The organism is Pedobacter kyungheensis (assembly GCF_000812965.1).
Classification (GTDB): domain Bacteria; phylum Bacteroidota; class Bacteroidia; order Sphingobacteriales; family Sphingobacteriaceae; genus Pedobacter; species Pedobacter kyungheensis.
Genome location: NZ_JSYN01000006.1, coordinates 206,556 through 230,300, shown reverse-complemented (window position 1 = coordinate 230,300; position 23,745 = coordinate 206,556). Strand labels below are relative to the sequence as shown.

Annotated in this window: 13 protein-coding genes; all 13 read left to right on the top strand. The window is 41.5% G+C overall.

All coding sequences use genetic code 11. The annotated features are described in order from the left end of the window. The first annotated feature begins 135 nt into the window (after nucleotides 1–135). The 13 genes from OC25_RS07800 to OC25_RS07740 all read left to right on the top strand — a co-directional run bounded on the left by OC25_RS07800 (nucleotide 136) and on the right by OC25_RS07740 (nucleotide 23,740). Nucleotides 136–3,171: a SusC/RagA family TonB-linked outer membrane protein gene (locus OC25_RS07800; RefSeq protein WP_039473796.1), complete on the top strand. Its 3,036-nt coding sequence runs from the start codon at nucleotides 136–138 to the stop codon at nucleotides 3,169–3,171. Between the two features lie 27 nt (nucleotides 3,172–3,198). After that, nucleotides 3,199–4,899 carry a RagB/SusD family nutrient uptake outer membrane protein gene (locus OC25_RS07795; RefSeq protein WP_039473792.1) on the top strand — a complete coding sequence of 567 codons (1,701 nt, stop codon included), beginning with the start codon at nucleotides 3,199–3,201 and terminating at the stop codon, nucleotides 4,897–4,899. A 14-nt stretch (nucleotides 4,900–4,913) separates the two neighbouring features. Further along, nucleotides 4,914–7,289, top strand: coding sequence for a hypothetical protein (locus tag OC25_RS07790; protein WP_052266046.1), 2,376 nt, complete (start codon nucleotides 4,914–4,916; stop codon nucleotides 7,287–7,289). Nucleotides 7,290–7,292: 3 nt separating this feature from the next. Beyond that, nucleotides 7,293–8,534, top strand: coding sequence for an MFS transporter (locus tag OC25_RS07785; RefSeq protein ID WP_052266045.1), 1,242 nt, complete (start codon nucleotides 7,293–7,295; stop codon nucleotides 8,532–8,534). A gap of 404 nt (nucleotides 8,535–8,938) precedes the next feature. Further along, nucleotides 8,939–9,517 carry an RNA polymerase sigma factor gene (locus OC25_RS07780; protein ID WP_039473787.1) on the top strand — a complete coding sequence of 193 codons (579 nt, stop codon included), beginning with the start codon at nucleotides 8,939–8,941 and terminating at the stop codon, nucleotides 9,515–9,517. 105 nt (nucleotides 9,518–9,622) lie between these two features. Then, nucleotides 9,623–10,675 (top strand): FecR family protein, encoded by a 1,053-nt coding sequence (locus tag OC25_RS07775; RefSeq protein WP_039473785.1) that lies wholly within the window; start codon nucleotides 9,623–9,625, stop codon nucleotides 10,673–10,675. A 147-nt stretch (nucleotides 10,676–10,822) separates the two neighbouring features. Then, on the top strand, nucleotides 10,823–14,164 hold the full coding sequence (locus OC25_RS07770) for a SusC/RagA family TonB-linked outer membrane protein (RefSeq protein ID WP_039473782.1): 3,342 nt from the start codon (nucleotides 10,823–10,825) through the stop codon (nucleotides 14,162–14,164). Between the two features lie 16 nt (nucleotides 14,165–14,180). After that, nucleotides 14,181–16,073, top strand: coding sequence for a RagB/SusD family nutrient uptake outer membrane protein (locus tag OC25_RS07765; RefSeq protein WP_052266043.1), 1,893 nt, complete (start codon nucleotides 14,181–14,183; stop codon nucleotides 16,071–16,073). Between the two features lie 17 nt (nucleotides 16,074–16,090). Next, nucleotides 16,091–16,570: a DUF5018-related domain-containing protein gene (locus tag OC25_RS07760; RefSeq protein ID WP_052266042.1), complete on the top strand. Its 480-nt coding sequence runs from the start codon at nucleotides 16,091–16,093 to the stop codon at nucleotides 16,568–16,570. A gap of 11 nt (nucleotides 16,571–16,581) precedes the next feature. After that, nucleotides 16,582–16,983, top strand: coding sequence for a hypothetical protein (locus OC25_RS07755; RefSeq protein WP_039473779.1), 402 nt, complete (start codon nucleotides 16,582–16,584; stop codon nucleotides 16,981–16,983). 110 nt (nucleotides 16,984–17,093) lie between these two features. Continuing rightward, a complete protein-coding gene (locus OC25_RS07750; RefSeq protein WP_039473777.1) occupies nucleotides 17,094–19,343 on the top strand; it encodes a beta-galactosidase in 2,250 nt (749 codons plus the stop codon). An 86-nt stretch (nucleotides 19,344–19,429) separates the two neighbouring features. Next, complete coding sequence (locus OC25_RS07745) at nucleotides 19,430–21,244, top strand: right-handed parallel beta-helix repeat-containing protein (RefSeq protein ID WP_039473774.1); 1,815 nt, start codon at nucleotides 19,430–19,432, stop codon at nucleotides 21,242–21,244. A gap of 96 nt (nucleotides 21,245–21,340) precedes the next feature. Continuing rightward, nucleotides 21,341–23,740 (top strand): glycoside hydrolase family 95 protein, encoded by a 2,400-nt coding sequence (locus OC25_RS07740; RefSeq protein ID WP_039473772.1) that lies wholly within the window; start codon nucleotides 21,341–21,343, stop codon nucleotides 23,738–23,740. Nucleotides 23,741–23,745: the final 5 nt, after the last annotated feature.

Here is a 23,745-nt window from a genome sequence, read left to right as displayed (position 1 = left end):
GTATTAAATAATGGCTCAGCTTTGGTCAGCCTTTAAGTAGATTTTTGGCTAAATGTGCCCATAAATTTACAGTTGTCTGCTGCTGCCATCGGCAGGCAAAACCAGCAAACTATTTTACAACTAACCAAATTTTAAATGAAAAAGAACCTATTGCTATTGTTCATGCTAACCTGCATTTACTATGCGGCGCATGCACAAACAAAGACCGTTTCGGGACGAGTTACCGATGCGAAAACAAAGGAGAGCCTGATTGGTGTAACCGTGAGTGTGCCTGGTACAAAAACCGGTACTGTTACCGATAACCAGGGCAGGTTTAGCCTTAGCATCCCCGATGACGTAAAAAGCCTTACTTTCGGCTATGTAGGCTATCAGCTGCAAACCATTACCCTTACGGGCAAGCCCATGGAGGTTGCTCTGCTACCCGAACAGAACAATTTGAATGATGTTGTAGTGGTAGGATATGGTACCCAAAAGAAAAAAGATTTAACCGGAGCCATTGCAACAATTAGTGGAGAAGAACTGTCGGGCAGGCAAACCTTGCAGGTTTCTGAAGCTTTGCAGGGTGCGGTAGCAGGGGTATCGGTTACCCGGAGCAGCTCGGCACCGGGCTCTGGTGCCACAGTTAGGGTTCGGGGTATTACTACATTGAATAATAACGACGCACTTGTTGTGGTTGATGGTATTCCTGTAAGTAGCATGGATTTAGTGAACCCGAACGATATTGAATCGCTCAATGTGCTCAAAGATGCAGCATCGGCTGCCATATATGGATCACGTGGTGCCGCAGGGGTAATTTTAATTACTACCAAACGGGGTAAAACCGGCGCTTCTAATCTCGAGTACAATTTTGAGTATGCCTTGCAAAAACCTACTGCATTGCCGGCATACGTAGATGCGCCAACCTACATGAAATATTTTAACGAACAGGCTACGAACGATGGGGCAGCAACCGGCCCCTATGCCAACGATTATATTGTGAATTTTGAAGCCAACAGGGCTGCAACTCCCGATAAATTTCCATTTGCCAATACCGATTGGCAAAAACTGATTATGACCAATAAATATGCTCCCAGAGAGCAACACGACCTGGTATTTACCGCAGGTAACGAAACGCTGAAAACCAAAGCTTCGTTAGGTTACCAGAATGTAGGTGCATTTTACGATAACTACAATTACGAACGCTATCAGTTCAGGATTAATAATGATATCAAAATTTCAGCGCAATTAAATGCAACAGTCGATTTAGGATTGAGAAGGCTGAACAATATTGCTCCTGTAGCCAATCCTTTTAGTGGCCAGATACCAATTTACGAGGCAAGGGTAATGCCACCAATTTATGCCGACCGTTATACCAATGGTAAATATGCTATTGCGAAAGATGGTAGAAATCCGCTTGCACAATTAAATGAAGGAGGTACTACTACAGGCCGTTCCAACCAATTGCAGGGCCGTTTGGCATTAAATTTTAAACCGGTAGCGGGTTTAACACTTACTGGTATTCTGGCGCCAACCTTTGATTTTAATAAAACAAAAGCCTTTTCTAAAAAGATTACCTACACACTTGCCGACGGATCGCCAACAACTTTGTCGAACACTGCCTTAACGGTTTTAAGTGAGAGCCGGAACGAGATTTACCAGTTAACCAGTCAGTTTCTGGCCAATTACAACAAAACAATTAATAATCACAATTTTAGCGCTTTGCTGGGCTACGAGGGCGTATACAGTAACCAGGAGTCGCTTGGCGCATCGAGAAGTGGTTTTGTGCTTACTGATTTTCCGTACCTGGATGCAGGCTCACAATTGTTGAGAGATAACTCGGGCGATGCATCAGAAGCGAATCTCCGTTCGTTCTTTGGCCGTTTAACCTACGATTACAAAAGCAAGTACTTTTTACAGGCAAATTTACGCTACGATCAGTCTTCGCGGTTTGCCCCCGCATACCGCGATGCTTATTTCCCTTCCTTTTCTGCAGGATGGAGCCTGAGCGAAGAAGAATTTATGAAAAATATTAAATGGATCAGTTTCCTGAAGCTGAGGGGTTCTTATGGTGAAGTTGGAAATGAACGGATCGGAAACTATCCTTATCAGGCCAGTATCGACCTGAGCACTGCCTTATTTTACCAAAATGGAAGTGTAATTCCATTAAACGGCGGTGCACAAACTGTTTATGCCGTTCGGGACATTTCGTGGGAGACCACAAAATCAACCGACATTGGTATTGATGCTGCTTTTTTGAATAACAGATTGAGCCTGACTGCCGATTATTACCGAAAAAGAACCACTGATATCCTCCTGGGCCTGGATATTCCGATTAACCTGGGATTTGACAGGCCTACCCAGAATGCTGGAGTCCTCGATGTTAGAGGTTGGGAAATGGCTATAAACTGGAAGGATAAAATTGGCGGATTGAGTTACAGCGCAGGTTTCAACCTTTCAGATGCCAAATCGAATGTTGTAAATATGGGGGGAACACAAATACTTGGCGATCAGTCTATTTTTGAGGGAAGCCAGTTTAACGAATGGTACGGTTATCTGTCAACAGGCATTTACCAAACTGCTGCCAGCGCAAATGCTGCACCACGAACCAGTAATGCAGTTACAGCGGGCGATTTAGGTTATGTTGATATCGATAACAACGGGATTATTAATGCTAACGACAGGGTTTTGCTTGGTGGATCGTTGCCAAGATATCAGTATGGCGGTAACATCAATCTGGCTTATAAAGGATTCGATTTTGGTATCAGTTTTCAAGGGGTAGCTAAACGCCTGAGCAGGTTAAACAGTGAAGTGGTTAGACCCTTTCAGGAACAGTTTGGCAATTTCCCTGAGCTGATTGATGGCAAATTCTATAGCAAAAACAACACGCCTGAGCAAAATCTGGCCGCTCAGTATCCACGTTTAACCAATACCGTTTCCGGAAATAATTATGCATTGTCTGATTTTTGGTTGTTCAATGGGGCATATTTTCGGATCAAGAATACAACTTTGGGCTACACCATAGCCGATAAGCCCTTGCTGAAAAAAGTTGGTTTACAATCTATCCGGTTTTATGTGGCGGTGAATGATTTCTTCACCAGCAGCAAATTTCCCAAATATGCCGATCCCGAGTCGGGAAATGCGTCTTATCCAATTGTAACCACCTTTTTGGGTGGTGTAAATGTAAAATTTTAATACACAGGGATATAAACCTTATTTAAAATGAAAAAGAACCTCTTTATCATATCAATTTTGAGCATTTGCATGTGTGCATGTAAAAAACTCGATCTAAATCCTTTAAGTTCACCTTCAACAGGAAGCTTTTATGCTAACCAGGTAGAGCTCGAACTGGCAGTAAACGACCTGTATCGCTTAGATTTCTGGACACCCATTAAAGAAAATACAGGCGCCTGGGAAGAATTTTTCTCTGATAATTGTTACTATCGCGGCGGAGCCGGCTCAAATCCCGTTATTGCGGGTACACAATCGTCATCAGATGCTTTTTCGCTTACCTTCTGGACCAATTCTTACAAGGCTATTGCAAGGGTTAATGCTTTTCTCGAAAATAAAGACCGTGCAGCAGCCAACACGCCAGCAGCGGTTATAACTACATTGGAGGCCGAAATGCGACTCATCAGGGCCTATCAGTACAGTAAACTCATCACCCATTTTGGCGATGTGCCGCTTAACCTCAAAACCCTTACGCTCGAAGAATCGTATCAGGTAAAAAAGAACACTAAGGCAGAAATCTATAATTTTTTAAAAACAGAATTTGATTTTGCGGCACAAAACCTGCCACAGAGCTATGCCTCTTCGAGTGTAAAAAGGCTTACCAAAGGAGCGGCATGGGCGCTTAAAGCCAGAACTGCACTTTATATGGGCGATTGGGAAACTGCGCGTGATGCGGCCTCGAATGTGATAAACCTGACCGGCGCAGGCGCTTACACTTTAAATACTTCATATAGCGCACTTTTCCAAAGAAGCGGGGAGCTGAGTACAGAAATTATTCTCAGTATTCCCAGAGATCAGACGCAAAAAGTTTCGGCAACACCAGATGATATTTTATCGAGAAATGCCGGAGGTTTTGGTGCAACCATGCCAACCCGCGAACTGGTAGATGCTTATGAGTGTACAGATGGAAAACCAATTAACGAATCGCCACTTTATAATCCGCTTAATCCTTTCGCTAACCGCGATCCGAGGCTTGCAGCAACTGTAGTGCCTTTCAATACTTACTGGCTGGGCTACAATTATAATCCTCATCCCGATTCTTTGCAGGTTTGGAGCTCAAAACTGGGCAGAAAAGCTACCAACAACGATTCGAGGGCTGTGGCACCATTTGCCAGTTTTACAGGTTTCCTGTTTAAAAAAGGAGTAGAGCAAAGCTGGTCTGATACCCATATCGAAGATAACGATGCCATTATTGTACGTTTTGCAGAAATGTTGCTTACTTATGCCGAAGCCAAAATAGAACTCGGTCAGATTGATGCCACTGTGCTCGATGCAATAAACCGTGTAAGGGCCAGGGGGTATGGAGTGGCTGTAACCAATACGGGCGCTTATCCGGCTGTAACAACGCTCGATCCTGTTCAACTCAAAAAAATCCTGAGACGTGAACGAAGGGTCGAATTTGCTTTCGAAGGATTACGTTATATGGATCTGATGAGGTGGAAACTGGCCGAAAAAGCATTGAACAAACCCATTATTGCCTTGCCAGATCCTGCAAACCAAAACAGGGCAAAGTGGCCTTTTCCGGGTATAACACCAATTGATGCAGACGGTATTGCCGATTATTCAGGCTTCGGAACTGATGTTAAAATACAGTTTGTAAGAAAGTTCGATGCCACAAAACAATACCTGTGGCCAATACCACAGCAGGAGGTAAGATTAAATCCAAACCTTACCCAAAACCCTAATTATTAAGCATTTTAAAAAAGATGAAAAACATAAAAACAAGTATCTTTTGGGGTGTCGCATTGGCACTTGCCACACCATTTTTAGTCAGCGCCCAAACAAAACCATTACAAGTAAGTGGGGTGTATCCACATTTGGCCACTTTTAACGAGGGCTGGCCAAAAACCGAGGAACAGAAAAAGAAAGGCGGGCAGGGCTTTGAAAATGGTATTGGTGCCATAACGCCCTGGGCAGGACAGCTTTGGATGGTTACCTATTCGCCACACGAGCCCCATGGCAGTGCCGATAAACTTTACAGTTTGGATAAAGATTTAAATGTAACCATCCATCCCGAAAGCATTGGTGGAACGCCCGCTAACCGCATGATTCACCGCGAATCTAACCAGCTCATTACCAGCAGTTATTTTATTGATGACAAAGGAAAGGTGAGGACAATCCCATTCAGTGTAATGCCTGGCCGGATGACTGCAACCGCAAGACACCTCACTGATCCTGAAAATATGGTCTATTTTTATGATATGGAGGGCATGTTGTATGAAGTAAATGTACATACCCTGGCGGTGAATAAACTCTTTCACAAGCCTGTTCCCGGCTGGCATGGTAAAGGAGCCTATACTGCCCAGGGCAAACTGGTGGTAGCCAACAATGGCGAGGAAGCTGTTTTTAAAATTACCAAAGACATGCTGCAGGCCGGAAACCTGCCACAAAACAATGAAGAAAAAGGCGTGCTGGCCAGCTGGGATGGTAAAAAATGGGAGATTGTTGAACGCAGGCAGTTTACTGATGTAACTGGTCCGGGTGGTATTTATGGCAGTCCGGATAATAAAACCCCGCTGTGGAGTATTGGCTGGGATAAACGTTCGGTAATACTCAAATTGCTTGATAATGGGCAATGGTACACTTACCGCTTGCCTAAGGCGGCGCATACCTACGACCACCGCGGAGGCTGGTATACCGAATGGCCGCGCATACGTGAAGTGGGCAATGGTAAAATGCTGATGGATATGCACGCCATGATGTACGATTTCCCCAAAACCTTTTCGCGTGCTAACAGTGGAGGTATTGCTCCGCTTAATACCCATTTGCGCTATATCCCCGATTTTTGCAACTGGAACAACCAGATTGTAATTGCCACTGATGAAACCACGGTGCTGGAAAACCCTTTGGCCGGAAGGGCGCAATCCAACTTGTGGTTTGGCCAGTGGAGTGATTTAAAAACATGGGGTAGCCCCACAGGTTGGGGTGGCCCCTGGGAAAAAGATGCGGTTAAGGCAAACATTCCTTCAGATCCTTATTTGATTAATGGTTTCGATAACAGGTTGCTGCATCTGCTAGCAGATAAGCAAACCACGGTAACCCTGCAAATAGACGAAAAAGGAAACAATAACTGGAAAGATTACAAAAAAATCAATCTGGAAGCCAATAAGTACCAGTATTATCTGCTATCTGCCGATATGAAAGCGACCTGGATCAGGTTTAAAACCGATAAAGATTGTATTGCAACTGCTTTTATGCACTTTAGCGGAAAGCCGCATAGCTCAAATCCTGCATTGTTTAAGTCGCTGGCAGATATTACCGATAACAGCGAGGTTAATGCAAACCTTATCCGGCCTGCAAATTTTAACAAAAACCTGCAGGTGCTGCAAGTTCCCCAAAATAAGTATACCGAAATAGATGAGAAGCTAACCACAGTTAGCAATACCGCCGATAGCAGTGCACAGGTTTTGCGTTTAGGGAAGTTAACAAAAGGATATTCAGTTGATGATGCTTCGGTAATTGTTAAAGATGCAACAGGTACTTTCCGTTTGCCTAAAGGTTCGGCAGCTTACGAAACTTTTGCCTATCGCGATAAAAGGGAAATAGAATCTGAGCGCTTTATGCTAAATATCACGGGTACTTTTTACGAGGTTGGCCGCGAGAGTGGATTTATCGCTTTGCGCCCGGTAACTACACATAACAAAAAAATAGTCGATTTCTGCACCTGGCGGGGATTATTGGTATTCAGTGGAACAAAGAAAGATGCAAAACCCGATGGGCAATATTTTGGAAATGAAGCAAATGGTTTATGGTACGGTGGTGTAGACGATATGTGGAAGATGGGAAAAGTAGTTGGTGTAGGGAGTGTTTGGAAAAACAGTAGCATTAAGAAAGGCGAGATTTCGCTTCCTTACCTGATGACAGGTTACGATCGCAAAAAGGTTAGCTTAACAGCCAATAAAACAGTAAAAATTACCCTCGAAGTAGATTTCGATCTCACCGGTTTTCACCAGTACAAAACCTTTACGCTTACGCCAGGAAAACCAGTTGAATACGAATTTCCTGCTGGTTTTAGTGCGCACTGGGTTAGGGCGGTAGCCGATAATGATTGCACGGCCACGGTTACTTTTAACTATCAGTAAATTATGGAAAAGATTGATGGTAAAAGTGTGTGGCAGCATTTATTCAGCACGGTAGTAATCGTTGCTGCATTAGGTTATTTTGTAGATATATATGATTTGCTGCTGTTCGGTATTGTCCGCATTCCAAGCCTGATTGAACTGGGGCTTGATGAAACAGCACAATCTGTAGAAGGAGCCAGCATTTTGAACTGGCAAATGAGTGGTTTACTGATAGGCGGTATACTCTGGGGTATTTTGGGCGATAAAAAAGGGCGTTTATCTGTGCTCTTTGGTTCCATTGTAACTTATTCTATTGCCAATTTTGCTTGTGGATTTGTTCAGGATATTACCATTTACAAAGTTTTGCGTTTTGTGGCCGGTATAGGCCTGGCAGGCGAACTGGGCGCCGGAATTACATTGGTTTCTGAAAGTTTGCCCAAAAAACTCCGTGGCATTGGGGCCTCGGTAGTTGCAGGTGTAGGTTTGTTGGGGGCTGTGGCTGCTTATTTTACCGTCGAGCTCTTTAGCTGGCGTTATGCTTACTTTACAGGTGGTGGTTTAGGCATATTGCTGCTTTTGTTAAGAATTGGCGTGTTCGAATCGGGTATGTACACGCAGATTGCCGAGCGCGAGCAGGTGCGCAAAGGGAGTTTCAGCTCTTTCTTTACCAATAGCCGGCGCTTAAAACTTTACGCCAGATGCATCGGTATCGGATTGCCAACCTGGTATGTAATCGGTATACTGGCTACTTTCAGCAACGAATTTGCAAGGGCTTTGGGCATAACCGAAGTGGTAAAACCAGGCCTTTCTGTAATGTGGTGTTACATTGGTCTGGCCACCGGCGATTTGCTGAGCGGTGTATTAAGCTACCTGTTTTGCTCCAGAAAAAAAGCGGTAATTCTGCTCATGCTTTTTACGCTATTAGGAACTGTTATTTACCTGTACGGCGGTGTGGCCAATCCCACAGGTATATATCTTATGTGTCTTTGGCTGGGCTTTGGCATTGGTTATTGGGCCATGTTTGTTACCATCGGCGCCGAGCAGTTTGGCACAAATTTAAGGGCTACTGCAGCAACAACCATTCCCAACATGGTTAGAGGAACAGTGGTATTAATGACTACTTTATATGGGGCTTTAAAACCCGATATTTTACCGCTTCATGCTGCTGCGGTAGTGGGCCTAATTTGTTTTGGTATTGGTATTTACAGCGTGCTTACCATACCCGAAACGCATGATAGGGAACTTAATTTTATAGAGCAGGATTAACAGACGCATTTTTAATTTCTTAAAAAAACAACCATTGTTTGGTCTTCAACATGTTGGATTCAGTTTGGTCTGAATCCAACATTTTTTGTTTTATGGCATTGGAAATAAGTTGTTATGTTTATAGTTGGTGAAAGTTTTTTTAGTTTTGCTAAACAAAATCTGAAGTGCAGGTATAAAAAACTATTGATAATAGTAAATAAGCACTGTCGATTAAAAAATGTTATTTAAAGATTAAACTGTACCTTGGAGCCAGCCAAGCTTACAACAAACCAAAAAACTCAGCACAACGTAACATCCCTGAAATGGCGTGCTGGTTAAACAGCGAATGACTATATTTTTGCAAAAACTTTTTAAAACAGGAGCATTGTATCCCGTAAAAGGAATAAACTGTAGGAAATTTTACCATGGATAAATTTAATTTTCCTGACGGTAAGAGTACCCTGCATACCTTATGGTGGGAGGCGATGTGTATGGGCGAGAAAGATGCCTTTCTAAACCTGTACAAAGGGCTTTACAGGAGTTTAGCCGGATTCGGTTTAAGGGTTCATGCCGACTCCGAAATGGTTACCGATACATTAAATCAGGTATTTCTCGAACTTTGGGAGAAACACGATAAACTGCCGAGGGTAGAACAGGTGGAATCATACCTTCGTACCATTTTAAAGCGAAAAATTTTAAAACGAATCGCACAGGAGCAGCGCTTAAATAAGGCAATCTCAGTAATTGTAACCGAAGATGAGGCGCTGCTGGAAATGCCTTATGAAGAGTTGATTGTAAAAATCCAATCCGATGAGCTGGTTAAAAACAGTTTACTTGCCGCCCTCGAAAAACTAACTCCACAGCAGCGAAAATTAATCCAATTGCGTTTTTACGATGGATTGAGTTATGAAGACGTGGCAAAAAGAACACAATTAACCGTTAGAACAGCCTATAACACCATTTATAGTGCGTTAAAATTTTTGCGTACCCAGCTTAAATTTTAGCCTTTTTATGCCCGCCAGAGCAGGTTTCTAAAATAAATTAAAAAAAGTTAAAAAATACTTGGTAAAAATTTCAATTACTGTGCACTGGTATTAAAAAGCCGTTCCATGATTGACGAATATAGATACCCTGAAGATTTTTTAATGGATGATACCTTTAAGCAATATTGCGAAGGTAGCAACCAAAAATGTGTGATTTTCTGGGAGGAATGGATTAATAAACACCCCGAAAAACATAATACAATATACGCTGCAAAAAAAATGTACCAGCTTTTAAGCGGTAATTTAAAGCCGCTTAACCAGCAGGTAGATTACCTTGCAGCACAGCTAAACCCGGTAATCAAAGTTAAAAGATTCAGGGCTTTACATTACGCTATTGCTGCTTCGGTATTCATTCTGCTATTGGCCGGGCTAATGTACCTGGTTTATGAGCGACCAAATAAGACCATTCATTATGCCGGAAATTTTGTAGCCAAAAGAGGAGAGAAAAAGAAAATTACGCTGCCCGATGGTACTTTGGTATACCTGAATGCTGATAGTAAAATTGAACTTGGAGATCATTTCAACCAAAGTGATAGAAATGTACGGTTAACAGGCGAAGCTTATTTTGATGTAAAGCACGATGCCGCCAGGCCTTTTTTTGTGCGGACCAAAGATTTTAAAATCAGCGTTTTAGGAACTGCTTTTAATGTGAAAAGTTATGCTAACGAACATGAATCGGAAGCTACACTGGTGCGGGGTACCATTAAGCTCGAAGATAATACCGGCTTAAACAAAAATATTGTAATTCTTAAAGCCGGGCAGAAAATTACCTATCACCTGTTACATGCTCAGACAGATCCAGGCCTTTCTGTGACAGATGAGGCAGAGCGCTTGCCTAAAATTGAAGTCAATAACCTTACCCTGATTGATAAAGAAGTAGTAGAATCGGCATGGACGAATAACAATCTCATTTTTGCGAACGACAATTTTGAAGATATTAAAACACGATTGGAGCGTTGGTTTAATGTAACTATTGAGTTTAAAGATAAAGAGCTGGCTGGCTATACTTATACAGGGCACTTTGAAAACGAAGATATCTTAACAATTCTGGATAACCTGCAACGCGTAAAACATTTTAATTTTAAAAAGAAAGGAGAACACATCACCATAACCAAATAAACAAACTAACCAAAATAAACCTGTATCGAAAAGAAAAAGGGGAAGTGCTCGAACACATTCCCCCGATAATTTTTTGATCTTTTTTCTAATCTGGGGTTCCTCACTGGACATGCGTAGCCCCAAATAAACCAATCAAAAAACAAAAATATGATTAAAATTTACATTAGTCAAGCCTCGCCATGGCTCAGGCTCCTTTCTAAAGTCATCATTCAAATGAAGATTGCATTCCTATTAGTCTTTATTACCTGCCTAAATGTTTCTGCAAAGGTTTTCTCGCAAGAAAAACTTACACTCGATCTTAAAAACATCAGGCTCGAGAAAGCTTTGCAAACTATTGAAAAACAAAGTGGCTATCGGTTTGTGTATAGCCCAACCGAAGGTCCTTTTAATAAGGTAGTTAGCATCAAAACCAACCAGGCCTCACTGGAAGAAGTTATGCGCACCTTACTCTCTGGTACAGCACTCAGCTTTTCTGTACAGCAGAATAACCTCATTACCATTTTGAAAGATGAAATGGCCAATCAGGATATAATTGTAAAAGGTATGGTTAAAGACAGTACAGGTGTTGGGCTACCCGGCGTTTCAGTCGCTGTAAAAGGCATTAAGGGAATCGGTACTTCTACTGATGGGGATGGTAAATTCAGCCTGTCAGTACCCGATAATGCTACCCTGGTTTTTTCGCTTATCGGTTACGAAACCGTAGAAAGAAGGGCTACAAGCGCATTAACCGTAGTCTTAAAAGCTTTAGACAATAATCTGGATGAAGTAGTGGTACAGGCTTATGGTACAACCACGAAGCGCAAAACTACAAGTGCAATAAGTACCCTGGATATGGCCAATGTAGCTCCGTTACCGGTACAGTCAATCAATGATGCGGTTGCCGGTAGGTTATCAGGTATTATCGTTACCGCAAACAATGGGGCGCCTGGTAGCAAAAGCGGTATTTTAATTCGTGGCCAAAGTCCTATTTACGTAATCGATAATGTAGTTCGATCTGCTAACGATTTTTCCAATTTAAATCCAAACGATATCGAAAGTTATTCGATATTGAAAGATGCCGGTGCTACGGCCTTATATGGTAATCAGGGAGCAAATGGTGTGGTATTGGTAACTACCAAAAGAGGTAAGGAAGGAAAAGCAAGTATTAGTTATTCGTATAATCAAATATTTTCTCAACCTACGCTATTTCCCGAAAAACTGAACTCTTACGACCAGGCAGTAGCCAGAAATAAATTGTATGCTGCCGAGGGCCGAACTCCTTTTAGAACAGATGCCGAATTGGAGAAACTACGTACCGGTTCCGACCCCTTCAACTTTCCCAATACAGATTGGCAAGCTTTAACAATGAAGAATTTTGCCCCTGAAATGAGGCACGATTTATCGGTAACCTCTGGCACCAAAAAGCTAATGTACTACGCAGGTCTTTCCTATTACGATCAGAAAAGCATCCTAAAAACGGATAATAATTACAATAAGCGTACTACTTACCGTCTAAATACGACCAGTGAATTCGAAAACATCAACTTAAAGGTAATGGCAGGCTTAGATGGTTTCATAGAAAGTAATGTTACTCCTGGTGCTGGTTTTGGTGCCATATACAGTCATATTCAAAACAGAACACCAGAGCAATTGGCTGTTAACGAGTTTGGTTTGCCCACTACACAATCTGATAACCCGGTAAGAGAGTTGGATCCAAAATCAGGTTACAACAAAGGTTTTGCTAAGATTTTAAATACCAATTTGGGCTTAGAATATGCAGCTCATTTTTTAGATGGTTTAAAGTTTAAGTTCAATGGAACCTATACAACCTATAATAATGTAGGCAAAAACTGGAATTACCTGGCACCGGCTTATAACCTCAACAGTACAACACCAATATATGGCAATCCACCGAGTTTGAGTGTATCACAAGGACAAGGCAGTACATTAACGCTTCAAGGGTATATACTATACAACAAAACCTTTGGAGATCATAGCATTGATTTTACAGGGGTGGCTGAGCGCCAGCGCGATGAGGCATCGTCTGTTAATGGAAGCAGGGTTGGTTATCAGATTATTTTTGACCAATTAGTTGCTGGCCCGGCATTAAACCAAACTGTAGGCGGAGGTGAAAGCGAGGCTGCAAGGGCCGCATTATTGGGAAGGCTAACCTACACCTACAAATCAAGATATTCAATAGAAGGATCTGTTAGAAGAGACGGTGACTACCTTTTTGTACCTGGAAAACAATGGGGTACGTTTTATGCTATTTCCGGAAATTATATCATTTCAGATGAGCCATTTATGAAATCGCTCAAAGAAAAACACATATTAGACTTTTTAAAATTAAGAGGTTCTTACGGCGTACTAGGTGATAAAACAGGAGTTGGCGCATTTGGATACGTACCTGCTTACGGTATTAATTCGCAGGCTTATGTTATTAATGGAAATGTGGTTCAGGGCACCTCAGAACCAGGTAGTTTACCTAGTAGTATTTATTCATGGCAAACCATTGGCAACAGAGATTTAGCCTTAGAATTCGGAACGCTTAACAATAGGTTAAATGCGACTTTCGATTATTTTTATACGCGCAGAACCGGATTTGTAACCAGTGATCCACGTTTTGCTCAAACATTAGGTATTGGTTTACCACAAATTAATTTTACCGAAGGCGCTACCCGCACAGAAGGCTTTGATTTTAATATTAACTGGGCAAGTAATATTGGCAGTTTGACCTATAAAATAGGTTTCAATTTTACCAGATTTAATTCGTTAACAGAACGCTCGGCAGCTGACGATGATGCCACCTTAAAAAATCCGTATACACGAATAACCAATACTACAGGTAGCTTTTTACAAACTGGTTATTTAAATGATGGATTTTATACTGATAACAGTCAATTGTTAACTGGTGCCCGTCGTATTACTTCCATCAATGTAGGTGCAGGAGATTTAAAGTATCTGGATTTAAACGGTGATGGGCAGTTAAATGGAGATGATTTTAGAAGGATAGGTAGTAACACTACTCCAAGAACCAATTACGGTGTTACCTTGGACTTAGGTTATAAAGGTTTTTCTTTTAGCGCTGTTGTTCAGGGATCCGGAAATAGAGACCGGTATATTGGCGATGTGATTCAAGGAACAAGCGGACAGAATCTTCTCGTTTATGATTTTCAAACTGATTACTGGCGACCAGACAATACTGATGCTATTTTTCCAAGAGCAGTAAGCAATGATGCCGTTAATGGAAGTAATAGCTCCAGGGGAAGTGATTTCTGGTTAGTTAAATCAAAATATGTACGTCTGAAATATGTGCAATTGGGTTATGATTTTAAACAAGGTTTATTGAAAAAATCGCCCTTTCAAAGCCTGCGTTTATTTGCCTCGGGTACGAATTTGTTAACATCAGCCAAGAGCCAGAAATATTTTATTGACCCGGAGTCAGATACCAACAATTACAGTTATCCTATCCAGCGCACCTTTGCATTGGGCTTAAGCGTAGGTTTCTAATTAAATTATTAAAATCATGAAAAAAATTATAACAATACTTGGAGTTTTTACTGGTTTGCTGGTATTAGGCTCATGTAAAAAAGTTTTGGATGCGGAGCCTTTGAGTTTAATCAGTCCGGATGTGGTATGGAGCAGTAAGGCGAATGCCGAAACTTTTATTTACGGTACTTATGGCATCATGAATGCCTACAATGGTGGTACAAAAGGTGCACAGGATATTTATACCGCCAATATCATTGGTGCTTATGGCAATGCAAGCGATGCTTTACCTGTTTTTACAGAAACCTTAACCAACAGGAGTGATTATGGTTTTAATAACTGGGCAGACATACGCCGTTGCAATGTAATTATTAAAAATGTAACCGAATCGGCTGGTATAGCAGAGGCCGATAAAAAAGCTTTGATTGCAGAAGCAAAGTTTTTAAGGGCTATGTCTTATTATAGCATTGCCAGAAGAACAGGGCGTATAGTCTGGATAGATAAGGTGTTAACCGAAAATGATGACCTTAAATTGCCGAGTACTGCAAACCCAACCGAAAGTTATAACTACATTATTAAAGATCTGGAGGATGCAGTGGCCGATTTACCAACTACTAAAATTACCGGACGTACCAATAAATACGTAGCTGCAGCATTTTTAACTGAAGTGTGCTTACAGGCGCTGGCCTATAAAAACTATCCTGCAGCTCCGAATGTTGCACCTGGCGATCCATTACTGGATAAAATCATTACCAATGCCCAATTGGTAATAAGTGGTGGTTATGCCCTTGAAGCAGATTATGAAGGTATGTTTAACGAAACCAAAAGCACTTCGAATGAGATTATCTTCGCTATTTACAGGAAGGCTATTAACACGTCTCTTTCAGATACACCAATGCAACACCAGTTGCCAAACATTAAGCCTGAAACGATTACGCAATTTGGTGGCTCACCATTATTTAACAAGCCAGTTCCTTTTGAAGTTTGGCCCGAAAACTTCCCTACGCAAAACTTTACCGACGATTATTTAACTATTGATAAAGCAGATCCTACAAGAGCTTTGCCATGGAACCAAACTTCACAGTATCTTAATGCAGTTGATGAAGGGGTAGATGTAATTGCTCCTTTTGTTAAATCAGGTTTTCCGGATGATAAAACCGCTAAGCTAAACAATGACGTAGTAGTCAAAATGGGTCGCATTAAACCTGGAAGTACAGAAACTATGCTGACACTTACCAACGAAAACCGCGACGCCAGGTGGAAAGCTTCTATCATTAGCGACAATAGCACATTTTATGGCGAATTATTTAGAACAAGTTTAAAAGGTAATTCTGGCCGCTTTTTAGGTACCATTAATGGTGGGGGCTACGAAACCAGTTTAAGTAATATGTATTGGCGCAAAGGTTTGTATACCAATGTAGCACCAAGTTATTTAAACAGCGTTAACACCGATTATCATTGGGTTTGCATGCGATTGGGCAGGATATATTTAAACTTGGCCGAAGCCTATTTATTAAAAGGCGATTTAACCAATGCTTTGTTAAACCTGAATAAAACAAGAACCTTTCACGGAAAACTTCCGGCTTCAACAGCGGGTACAACCGCCGCTGCATGGAAAGATTACAAAACTGAAAGAAGGGTGGAACTTGCTGAAGAAAACGATCGTTATTATAGCTTACTGCGCTGGGGTAGATTTGGTGGTGATGCAAATAATGGCTTGGCTTCCGGTCAGTCTATCAGTGAGTTAACTGAGTCGATACGGGTAATGGACTTATCAAAAGACAGCAAATCTTTCTCAATAGTAACCGGGCCGTTTAACAATCAATATAACAATAGAAAATTCGACATTTCCAGAAGATATCTGTTTCCGATAGCACAAGGTTATATCGATAATAATGCCAAGTTCGGTCCGCAAAACCCAGGATGGTAACCTTAATTAATTAAATCATGAAATTAAAAATAAAACACATATCCATGCTGATGATGATCCTATCATTGGCTTTGTTCTCTTCTTGCCTTAAAAAGGGATTAACAGATTACCCGGTATTTGATACTAATGAAATTACGCTGGTAAATGTTGAGTACCGTTTTAATGGTACGCAAACGATGAATGGGCAACCGGTTGTAGCCTATCAGAAATTGAATGCAACCCAAACGGTTGATAAAACAAATGCTATTATTAATGTAGCTATATCAGTACCTGCTGCCAATGGGCAGTTTACCGCTGCCGAAAAAGCTAAAGTAGTGCAGAGTAAATTGTGGTTTTATATGAATATCTCAACGGCAGCAAGCATTGCACCAACTGGTGGAACAGCTACGCTTGGCGATCCGACTGATGCAACCAAACCACTTAAATATGTGGTAACGGCAGCTAATGGTGCAAGCAGAGTCTGGACAATTAATGTTACATCATTTACAAACCTTTAGATTTATTAGAAATGAAAAAAATACAATTTATCATTGCCTTTTTACTTTTTACCAGCTTAGGGGCAATGGCACAACTTCACACAGCTACAAATACATATTCAGGTAACGGTGCAACCTTGCATGTTTATGTTGTACCCAATGATCCGGCTCCATATCCTTTAGATTTCGGATATGCCGGAGGTGGGCAAAATACAAACAGCAGCTATAATGGTACCACATTATATGCTAATTATTCCGAACAATCTCGCACTTATACAGGATATGTAGAGGTAATTTATACTTCTGTGCCTACGGGAAGTAGCCCTCAATCAGGCGATTTTAAACTTTATTTAAGAATTGATAAAGATAGTAATGGTACATTCTATTTCGTTGAGAACGACATGCCTTCACCTGTAAGGATAGAATATTACTAAATATTATAGCGTGATTTGGACAATGCTAGTTAGTTGGTTTAGTTTAGAGTCGCTAAAATTTTAGCGGCTCTTTTTTCACACACACACACACACATTTGAAATTAATTAAGATGATTAAGGTAAAAATACTTTTATCAGGCCTGCTCGCATTTTTTGTATCGCTTTTGCAGGCGCAGGTTTACCAGATTGATATTAAAAATAAACCGCTGCCAGAACGGAGCAATATCGCCATGTCCGCGATAAACCCGGGTGGTATAAAGCTTGGGGTAAACAGTCAGTACTTCACTAAAAACGATCAACCCTGGTTTCCGATGATGGGTGAGTTACACTATAACCGCGTAAGGCCACAGGATTGGGAAACTGAAATTTTAAAGATGAAAAGCGCTGGTTTATCTATTATTGCTACTTACGTTTTTTGGAACGAGCACGAACGAGTGAAAGGGCAATGGAACTGGACTGGCAACAGGAATCTTCGCCAGTTCATTCAGGTCTGTCAGAAACACGATATGTATGTATGGTTACGCATAGGCCCCTGGAGCCACGGCGAACAGTTAAACGGTGGTTTCCCCGATTGGATTCAACGCCTCAAAGGACATCGCAGTAACGACCCTGAATATTTAAAAGCATCGGCTGTTTTGTTCGATCAGATTGCACAACAAACCAGGGGTTTGTTTTTTGCCAATGGCGGACCAATTATCGGTACTCAGTTAGAAAACGAGTATGCCAGTGGTCAGGCAGCACACATCAGTACGTTGAAAGAAATGGCCCAAAAAGCACAGATTAATCCCGTTTACTGGAGTGTAACGGCCAATACCGTATTCGACGATCGCAAAATGGAGGTAATCCCGTTACAGGGTTCTTATGCTTACAGAGGCTGGGAAAGGGCAGGCGGAGGAGCTACAAAAGACTTTTTGTACGGTAACGACCAATGGATCATGACCGATGCTTTGGGCAAAGTTTTTTATGATGTAAATAAATTTCCGCGAGGACTTTGCGAGCAAGGTGCGGGTAGCCAGATGACTTACCGTAACCGTTTTGTTGTAGAACCTGAAGTTATAGCTGCACATTTGCAAAACCAGATCGGCCGTGGAATGAACCTCGTAGGTTATTACATGTTTCATGGAGGTACACAAACTCCGGGTTTAAAAGAACCCGGTTACCCTGAAAGTTATGATTTTCAAGCTCCAATTGATGAATTTGGTTTGCTCCGCCCTTCATACAAACAACTTAAAGTATTGCATACTTTTGTTAACGATTTTGGAAAGGAACTGGCTCCTATGCAGGTTTATGAGCCCGCAAATCCCGTTCGTGAAGAAAAGAATACCAGCGATTTAAGATATGTAGCCCGGGCAAATGGCAATAGTGGCTTTCTGTTTTTAGGTAACACGCAGGTACGCATTACCATGCCCGATAAAACGGTTTCAATGCAGGTAAATTTAGCTGACGAGACGATTCATTTCCCAACATTATTACTTAAAGGACAAACTACAGCCATTTTGCCTTTCAATTTAAAAGCAGGTGCTGCTTTAATTAAGTACGCCACAGCACAGCCCTTTGCCAAATTGGTGAATGGTAAAAATATCAGCTTGTTTTTTAAACGCTTAAATGGTGTAAATCCTCAACTGGCAATCGATAGCCGTACGTTAAAAAGTAAAGATATTGCAGGCTGGAAAGTTACCCAAACCGGCAATCAGTTACAGTTAGTTGGCGGTAGCCGCAACGATTGTAGCTTTACCGATGTAGATGGAAACCAGGTGAAAATAATATTTATTACCACTGCACAAGCCGAAAATGCATGGCGAACCCAATTGAATGGACAGGATGCACTTTTAATTACCCAGGCGGATGTTTTAATGCAAAAAGGCCAGCTTACCTTAGCACAATTAAACAAACCGGTGTTCGACATGATGGTTTACCCTAAAGGCTTTAAAGCCTTTAATACCGCTGCTAAAAAGTCTATCAATACACTTTTTGATACCTATACATGGCAGTCAGCGGTTTACAAACCACAAATTGCCATCAAATACCCTACCCATAAAACAGCCGAAATTACACTGAACCCTGCACTGCCTAAAAATGTAAATGATGTTATCTTAAACGTAAATTACCGCGGCAATGCTTGCGACCTTGTTCAACAGGGAGCAATTAAAACAGATAATTTATTTAATGGCGAAACCTGGCAAATTAGCCTCAATAGATTTTGGAAAAAGGGTAATGTTAGCCTTAATTTACAAGATTGGGATGATAAAACTACTGGAGTATCAGCCAATTTGGTGCAGGAAATAAAAGCCAAAGGAACAGGTTTTACGGCTATCACTGCAGTTCCACAATACAAAACAATTATAAATTTGAAGCCCTAACCATAAAATACACCTGCTTTTTTAAGCAACAAGACTACACAAGATAGATTTTATGAATAGGTTAAAGCTATATTTATAACCACACAATGAAAAAATACATTACACTCTTACTATTGTGCATAGGCCATCAGCTCTATGCACAAACCATAGATGTTACTCAGTTTGGTGCTCAGCCCAATAGTTTTGCCGATGCTACTGCAAGTGTTCAAAAAGCAATTGAAACAGCAAAAGGAAAAGCCAATACCCTGCTGAATTTTCCAAAAGGGAGATATGATTTCTGGCCTGATAGTGCTACAGAAACGAATTATTACATTTCAAACAGTTCATCTGAAGTTGAGTTCCCGGTTAAAAAACAACGGGTGGGGCTGTACCTTAAAGACTTGAAAAACCTCACCATTGAAGGCAACGGATCTGTTTTTGTATTTCATGGTAAAATGATTACCTGGGTAATTGATGGCAGCGAAAATATCCGGATCCAAAATCTTTCAGTCAACTATGAGCGCCCGGGTATGTCTGAAATGACCCTGCAGGAAATTACACCCACCTCGGTTACGGCTAAAGTACATCCTGATAGCAGGTTTGCTATTATCGATGGCCATTTAGAATGGTATGGCGAAAAATGGATCACTAAAAATCATCATGCAGTGCTGGTTAGGCCAACTGCAGGCACCTTGTTTTACAGTAACTGGGATGTTTTTGCCAAAAGTAAAGCTGCACAAATTGCACCAGGTGTAGTGAAATTTACCGGCGATTTCTCCAGATTTAAAGCCCTTCCTGGCGATGTACTGACCGTTAGAGATCGTTACCGCGATTACGTAGGGGCATTTCAAAACCGCTCTAAAAACATCAGTTTGCAAAACGTTAACATGTTTTCGATGCATGGTTTAGGCATTGTATCGCAATTTTGCGAGAACCTGCACTACGATAATGTTGCCATTGCGCCAGAACCGGGGAGTGGCCGCGTAATTGCCTCATCTGCTGATGGTATGCATTTTTCGGGCTGCAAAGGGCAGATTACACTTAATAATTGCCGTTATAATGGCATGCACGATGATCCTGTTAATGTACATGGCACGCATTTAAAAGTAAGTGAAGTAGTATCGGCCAATACTTTAAAGTTAAAATTCATGCACCACCAGACTTATGGTTTTAATGCTTTTATTCCGGGCGATACGGTAGCTTACCTGCACAGCGCTGCATTACAGATTTTTGCACAGGGGGTAGTTAAAACGGCTAAATTAATCTCCGAACGCGAAATGCTTGTAGAGCTCGAAAAACCTTTTCCGGCCGAATTGAAAGCAGGTGATGCTTTAGAAAATGTAACCTGGACACCGGCCGTAAAAATTACCAATTGCAGGTTCGAAGGTACCATTTCTCGGGGTACGTTAATTACTACCAGGCGCAAAGTGCTGATCGAAAACAATGTCTACTACCGCACGGGTATGCAGGCCATCCTGATCGAAAATGATGCCATGGGCTGGTACGAATCGGGTCCGGTAACCGATGTAACCATTCGCAACAATCAGTTTATTGAATGTGGTTTTAATAGTGGGTCAGATAATTATGCGATCAAAATTAATCCAGAAAACAGCGAGTGGGTTAAAAATTACTATGTCCATCGCAACATCAGGATTGAAAATAATACCTTCAAGCAATACGATTATCCGGTTTTATCGGCAAAGAGCACAAATGGAATCTTTTTTATCAATAACAAAATAGAAAAATCTGATTTTATGCCGGCTGGTAAAGCACGTGCAGCGTTAAATTTTTGGGGATGTACAGGTGTACAAATTAAAGGAAATCAGTTTGTCGATGAAAAACCTGCGATCCAATTGAAAGATATGGTTAAAAGCGATATCAAATCGGATATTAAGTTCGAAGTTCCTTTAAAAAAGAATTAACTAAAGGCGTGATTTAGTTTAGCAATTGGCTAAAACTGTTGAAGATTAAAATTTTGTTTTTCTTTAACTTACGCCTTAATTCAACAGATTAACCAAATGAAAATAAGATTTTTACTGAATTTACTTTGCATCGGCGTGTGCCTGAGTGTACATGCACAGCAAAATAATGCGCTTAAACTCTGGTATACCAAACCGGCAACCCAGTTTGAAGAAGCTTTACCACTCGGTAATGGTCGTTTGGGCGCCATGGTATATGGAGGCATTGAGAAGGAGCGGATTTCGCTCAACGAAGCAACATTATGGTCTGGCGGACCAATAGATGCCGCCAAAATCAATCCAAATGCCCACCAATACCTGCAGCCTGTGCGCGATGCTTTATTTAATGAAGATTATAAAAAAGCCGATTCGCTGGTGCATTTTATGCAAGGCCCATATTCTGAAGCTTTTATGCCACTGGGTAACCTGTTTTTTAATTTTGCCAATAGCGGCAAGGTTTCCAATTACAAGAGGGAACTCGATATTCAAAATGCCGTGTCAAGAGTTAGCTACCAGGCCAACCAAACTACCTACACGCGCGAAACTTTTGCCTCACACCCACAGCAGCTTATCATTTTCAGGTTAACCGCTTCCGGAAAGGACAAACTCAATTTCTCCTGCAATTTCGATAGTAAGCTGTTAGCTAAAAGTTTGGTTAAACAAGGTATGCTGGTACTTAAAGGTTGGGCGCCGGTACATACTGAGCCCAATTACCGCGGCAATATAGCTAACGCAGTAGTAAACGATACAGTAAATGCCATGCGCTTTGTTTCCATGCTAAAAGTGTTAAAAACTAATGGTAAACAGGTTTTGAAAGATAGTACTTTAACTATTAAAGGCGCAACAGAAGTGGTTTTAGCCCTTTCTATGGCAACCAGTTACAATGGTGTGGATAAGAACCCCGGAACAGCAGGTAAAGATGAAAATGCGATAGCAGCTGCTTACCTTAAAAATGTTGCTAATCGCAATTACGAAAGCATAAAAACTGCACATCAGGTCGATTTCAGGAATTATTTTGACAGGGTATCGTTACAGCTGGGAGATACTGAAAACGAAAAACTAAGCACTGTAGACCGGCTTAATCGTTTTGCTGCTGGTAAAACCGATAATAGTTTAATTGCTTTGTTTTACCAATACAGCCGTTATTTGTTAATTAGCTCGTCACGTATGGGGGGGCTTCCGGCAAATTTACAAGGCATTTGGAACGAATCAGTACGACCGCCCTGGAGCAGTAATTACACCACCAATATTAATGCACAAATGAACTACTGGGGCGCAGAAACAGGTAATCTATCCGAAATGCATCAGCCCTTGCTTGATTTTATCATTCGTTTGGCCGGGCCAGGTGCCATTACTGCAAAAAACTTTTACAATGCCGAGGGCTGGGTATGTCACCATAACAGTAGCATGTGGGCTATGACTAACCCTGTGGGCGATAGTGGTGAGGGCGATCCCTGTTGGGCCAACTGGCCAATGGGAGGTACCTGGTTAAGCACTCATCTATGGGAACATTATGCTTTTACGCAAGATCAGATTTTTTTGAAACAACAAGCCTACCCCTTAATCAAGGGCTCCGTACAGTTTTGCCTCGATTTTTTAACCGCCGATAAAAAAGGTTATCTGGTTACTGCACCCTCAACTTCGCCAGAGAATGTTTACATCACCGATAAAGGTTACGCAGGCCAGACTTTGTACGGTAGTACTGCCGATATGGCCATGATCAGGGAGTTATTTGCCGATTACCTGAAAACGGCTGTGCTATTAAAAGTAGATGAAGCCCTGCAAACCAAAGTGAAGCAGGCCATGGCTAAACTTTATCCTTATCAGATTGGTAAAAAAGGAAATTTGCAGGAATGGTATCATGATTGGGAGGATCGTGAACCACACCACAGACATTTATCGCACCTGTTTTCGGCTTATCCGGGTTACAGCATCACCACAACCGAAACACCAAAACTGGCCGATGCTGTACGTAAATCGCTCGAATTACGCACCAACGAAGGTACAGGCTGGGCCATCACCTGGCGGATAAACCTATGGGCAAGGATGCAAAATGCCGAACGGGCTTACGATGCAGTGAAAAAATTAATGCGCTTTGTAGGTAAGGATGCAGCCATCAAATATGGGGGTGGCGGTATTTATGCTAATTTGTTTGGTGCCCATCCACCTTTCCAGATTGATGGAAACTTTGGTGGTGGGGCAGGCATAGCCGAAATGCTGCTGCAAAGTCATCAGGGCTACATTGAACTATTGCCAGCCTTACCTGTAGAGTGGAAATCAGGTGCCGTTAAAGGTTTGGTAGCGAGAGGGAATTTTGTAATAGATATGAGTTGGAAAAACGGAAAATTAACAAACGCCAGCATACTTTCGCGTAAAGGTGGTAATTGTAAAATCAGCTATATGGGTAAAACCAAAGTATTGAGCACCCAACCCGGTAAAAATTATCTGGTGAAATTTTAAAGTTG